We start from the raw sequence: 3,939 nt of genomic DNA, 5'->3' as shown, positions 1-3,939 counted from the left end.
CTTTTTTGTATCGGAGAGACCGATGACTGCATCAAACTTTCCCGCCTGCATGGACGAAATCTTCGCGCATGAAGGCGGCTTTGTGAACCACCCCAAGGATCCGGGCGGTGCCACCAACTGGGGCATCACGATCGGCACACTGTCCGCATATCGCGGCCGGCCACAGACCGTTGCCCAGGTGAAGAACCTGACAAAAGCCGAGGCGCGCCAAATCTACCGGCACAACTATTGGAACAAGGTGCGCGGTGATGAGCTGCCCACAGGCGTTGACCTGGTGACCTTTGACCCGGCCGTCAACAGCGGTGTGCGGCGCGGCGCGCAGTGGTTGCAACGATCGCTCGGCGTCGGTGCTGACGGCAAGGTTGGCCCAGTGACTGTCGGCGCCGCCGCCAAGGCGGATCCCGTAGCGGTCGTCGTAAAAGCCTGCGCCCTGCGCATGGGGTTCCTGCGCGGGTTGCGCACCTTCAGCACCTTTGGGCGTGGTTGGTCGCGCCGCGTCGCATCTGTCGAGGCTGTTGGTGTCCGCATGGCGGCATCTGCCAAAGGGTCGGACGTGCGGCCTGTGTTGCTCGATCAGAAAGCGCAGGCGCAAGCCAAGGCGCAAAAGGAGCAAGCAGGCGCAGCGGCGCTGCCTGTCGGCGGTGCTGGTGGTGCAACGCTGGCAGACCTGCCGACATGGGGCCTCATTGGCATTGGCGTTGCAGTTGTTTTCATTGCGGTCATCCTGCTCGGCCGCGCACGCCACGACAAAGAACGAGCAGACGCATATCAACGGATCGCGGAAGGATCACGGCCATGAATTTCACCAATGCACGTTTCGGCGTTTACATTTTCGCTGTTCTGGCTGGCATTGCTACAGTGGTAGCGATGGCTGGCTACGGCACTTATGATCACGCAACCGGCATGTTCGACCTGCACCCGATCGATGTCCGCGCCGTCGCGGCCTACCTCGCATCGATCCTAGCAAATGGTCTTGCAGCGATTGCTGTTTGGCGCAAGTGGGGCCGCTCAGAATGATGGCGCTGCTGGCTGACCTTGCCGTTGCCTTGGGTGTGGCAGGTGTGGTCTGGATCTGCGGCCTGCTGCTGGCCGTGACGCGCTTCAGCTGGACAGAGCCGTCCGTTCTCTTCTTTGCAGGCGCATCATCGGTCCTGTCATTTGGGCTGACACTTGGCTGGATGCTGTCATGATCCACGCATTGCTGAAATGGCTGACGGGGGGCGTGCTCGATCGCGTGCTGACAACTGTCGATCGGACTGTCACAGCACAGACGGATCGCGACAAGCTGAAGGCGGATATCATCCGTGAACATTATCGCACGCGACCCGACTTCATGCGCGCAGGTGGCTTCTGGTTGATGCTGGTCTTTGCTCTGCCACTGGCGTTCTGGTGGTCTGCTGTGCTGCTGTATTCGGTGTTCTGGTGCGCAGGGTGTGCCTATCCCCAGGACTGGACTGTGGCTGCCCTGCCAGCGCCGCTGGATGAATGGGCGGGTCTGATCGTGATGGCAATCTTTGGCGTGCTGGGGATCGACCGGCTGCGCAAGTGATCCGGCAAACAATCAACCAAACCGGCCATATATGGCCAAACATTAGGAGAAAACAAAATGGCAGTAGTTCTTGAGACGGTGGCGCGCAATGCTGCGTGTGACGCGGTTGTCGATCAACTTGACGGCGGCACAATTCAATTTCAGACATCCGCCGACGCGGAAGTTGCAACTCTGACGCTCGGGACTCCGGCGTTCGGCGCGGCATTGAACGGCACCGCAACAGCGAATGCCATCACGGCAGACAGCAGCGCGGCAGGTGGCGCAATTACAAAAGCGGTTTTCAGGACCAGCGCGGCGGCCCCTGTGTTTACTGTCAGCGTGACGGCGACCGGCGGCGGCGGGGATATTGAGCTATCCAGCCTGACCATCGGCGCGGGCGATACCGTGTCAATGTCCAGCTATACCCACACACAGCCAGCGTAAGGCATAGTCTATGCCCACCGTCACCGGCACAACCGGATCACCTACCAACACCCAAGTCGCTGGCGACGAACTTTATGAGTTTGCCGCTGACGGCTCTATTACGTTTTCGGCGGGTGGAACGGTAGAGTACCTGATTGTTGCGGGCGGCGGTGGCGGCGGTGCTGGGGAATTTGGCAACGCGGGTGCTGGCGGCGGAGCGGGCGGTATGCTTGCTGGCACTTTCACGGTATCTGCTGAGACATACAGCGTTACTGTTGGGCAAGGCGGCGCTGGGGGACCGTTTGCTGGTGCTGCATCAGACGGGTTTGCCGATGAAGGCGAAACCGGAGGAAACTCCTCTATTGTAGGTACAAACGCACCTACAGCCGCTCTTGGTGGTGGCGGTGGTGGTCGCGGTTTGGACTTTGGCGATCTGACCAAAAACGTAGGCCGCACAGGCGGTTCTGGCGGCGGTAGCGGCTCTGACGGTCCGCGCGCTGGCGGCTTGGGAACGACTGGTCAAGGTAACGATGGCGGCGATGCGCCCTCTGCTGGGGATCAAGGCGGCGGTGGCGGCGGTGCATCAGAAGCTGGTAACACAAGCGATGTCGGCAACGGGGGCGACGGTCTTTCTAATAGCATTACAGGCTCTGCTGTCATTTACGCTGGCGGCGGCGGTGGCGCTGGTCAAGGCGTCCCTTACTTCAATGGTACAAGAGGTATAGGAGGCGACGGGGGCGGCGGTAGTGGTGGCTCAGGCAACGGTGGGGACACACATCAGTTTGCAGTAGCGGGAACAGACGGGCTGGGCGGCGGTGGCGGTGGTCAGCGTGGCGCAGCCGGTGCTGATGGCGGTCGTGGTGTCGTCTATATCCGGTTTACGCCCGCTGCGGGCGGTAGCGAAATCACAGGGAGTGGCACAGGAGCCGTATCTGCGCAAACGGCAGCTGGATATGGTGCTGTAGTAGCACCCGTCACGGGTACTGGTGCAGGTACGGTATCGGCGCAGACTGCAACGGGCACGGCAGAACGTGAATCGACAGGCGCGGGCGCGGGCACGGAATCAAGCCAGACGGGTAGCGGCGCGGGTGAGCGCGAGGTCACCGGCTTAGGTTTGGCGACCACAATCGCACAGACCGGCAGCGGTGCTGCAGGGCGCACAGTCAGCGGGACAGGCGGGGCCACGGTAGAGGCGCAGGCCGCTGCGGGGGTTGCGCTGCGCGCTGTTGGTGGTTCCGGCGTAGCTGCAACGCCTTCGCAAACGTCGATCGGCACAGGTGAACGCATTGTTGGCGGTTCTGGTGCTGGTGCAGTATCTGCGCAATTCGGTGCAGGCAGCGCCGCCCCTGTTGTGACAGGCAGCGGGACCGGGGTTGTTTCCGCACAGGCTGCGAACGGCAGCGGTGCGGTTGTTGGTGCCGTCACAGGCACAGGCGCGGGCGTTGCTTCAGCGCATACCGCAACAGGCACGGGACTGCGGCTAATCACAGGTGGCGGCCAAAGTGTCGCACCTTCACAAATTGCATCAGGCGCAGGACTGCGATTGATCGCCGGTAGCGGCGACGGCGCAGCTTCATTGCAAACCGGCAGCGGCACTTCGCTGGATGTGACAAACGGCCAAGGCGGCGGCACGGCATCAGCGCAGACAGGTGGCGGTGCAGGCCTGCGTCTCGTTGCTGGCGCGGGGGAAAGCGCTGCCCTACCCCAGATCGGAACTGGCAGCGCGACACGCACCGTCAGCGCGCAGGGTGATGGCGTTGTTGCTGTCCAGATTGCTGCTGGATTTGGCGTCCGTGCGGTCTTTGGTTCTGGAACTGGCGCGGCATCCCCACAAACCGGCATTGGCACAACGCTTGAACTCAGCAAGCGCCGCCGAGCAAGTCCTGCAAATTCGGGCAACGGCGGAATGCTCGCGCCATCAGCGCGCGACGGCACGCTTGCGCCATCAGCGCGTCGCGGGAAATTAATATCACTATAATGGAGAGCGA

Annotated in this window: 6 protein-coding genes; all 6 read left to right on the top strand. The window is 62.0% G+C overall.

Annotation, left to right across the window (positions count from 1 at the left end):
- Positions 1-799 (top strand): glycoside hydrolase family 108 protein (locus VGP75_RS07155; protein ID WP_327542997.1); only part of this gene is annotated, 799 nt, incomplete at its 5' end.
- On the top strand, positions 796-1,017 hold the full coding sequence (locus VGP75_RS07150) for a hypothetical protein (RefSeq protein WP_327542996.1): 222 nt from the start codon (positions 796-798) through the stop codon (positions 1,015-1,017). The genes VGP75_RS07155 and VGP75_RS07150, both read left to right, overlap by 4 nt.
- Positions 1,014-1,190, top strand: coding sequence for a hypothetical protein (locus VGP75_RS07145; RefSeq protein WP_327542995.1), 177 nt, complete (start codon positions 1,014-1,016; stop codon positions 1,188-1,190). Before VGP75_RS07150 ends, VGP75_RS07145 begins: the two co-directional genes overlap by 4 nt.
- A complete protein-coding gene (locus VGP75_RS07140; protein WP_327542994.1) occupies positions 1,187-1,549 on the top strand; it encodes a hypothetical protein in 363 nt (120 codons plus the stop codon). The genes VGP75_RS07145 and VGP75_RS07140 overlap by 4 nt, the downstream gene beginning before the upstream one ends.
- A 57-nt stretch (positions 1,550-1,606) precedes the next feature.
- Complete coding sequence (locus VGP75_RS07135; RefSeq protein WP_327542993.1) at positions 1,607-1,972, top strand: hypothetical protein; 366 nt, start codon at positions 1,607-1,609, stop codon at positions 1,970-1,972.
- Positions 1,973-1,982: 10 nt separating this feature from the next.
- Complete coding sequence (locus tag VGP75_RS07130) at positions 1,983-3,929, top strand: beta strand repeat-containing protein (RefSeq protein WP_327542992.1); 1,947 nt, start codon at positions 1,983-1,985, stop codon at positions 3,927-3,929.
- The last annotated feature ends 10 nt before the right edge of the window (positions 3,930-3,939 follow it).

It is taken from the genome of Yoonia sp. (assembly GCF_036007805.1).
GTDB lineage: Bacteria > Pseudomonadota > Alphaproteobacteria > Rhodobacterales > Rhodobacteraceae > Yoonia.
Note: the sequence above shows the minus strand (reverse complement) of the source record. Positions and strands in the feature narration are given on the sequence as shown.

Bases quoted from the DNA above. Each gene is read 5' to 3' on its own strand.
- VGP75_RS07145 (WP_327542995.1), top strand. From the start codon at position 1,014: ATGATGGCGCTGCTGGCTGACCTTGCCGTTGCCTTGGGTGTGGCAGGT.
- VGP75_RS07150 (WP_327542996.1), top strand. From the start codon at position 796: ATGAATTTCACCAATGCACGTTTCGGCGTTTACATTTTCGCTGTTCTG.
- VGP75_RS07140 (WP_327542994.1), top strand. From the start codon at position 1,187: ATGATCCACGCATTGCTGAAATGGCTGACGGGGGGCGTGCTCGATCGC.
- VGP75_RS07130 (WP_327542992.1), top strand. From the start codon at position 1,983: ATGCCCACCGTCACCGGCACAACCGGATCACCTACCAACACCCAAGTC.
- VGP75_RS07135 (WP_327542993.1), top strand. From the start codon at position 1,607: ATGGCAGTAGTTCTTGAGACGGTGGCGCGCAATGCTGCGTGTGACGCG.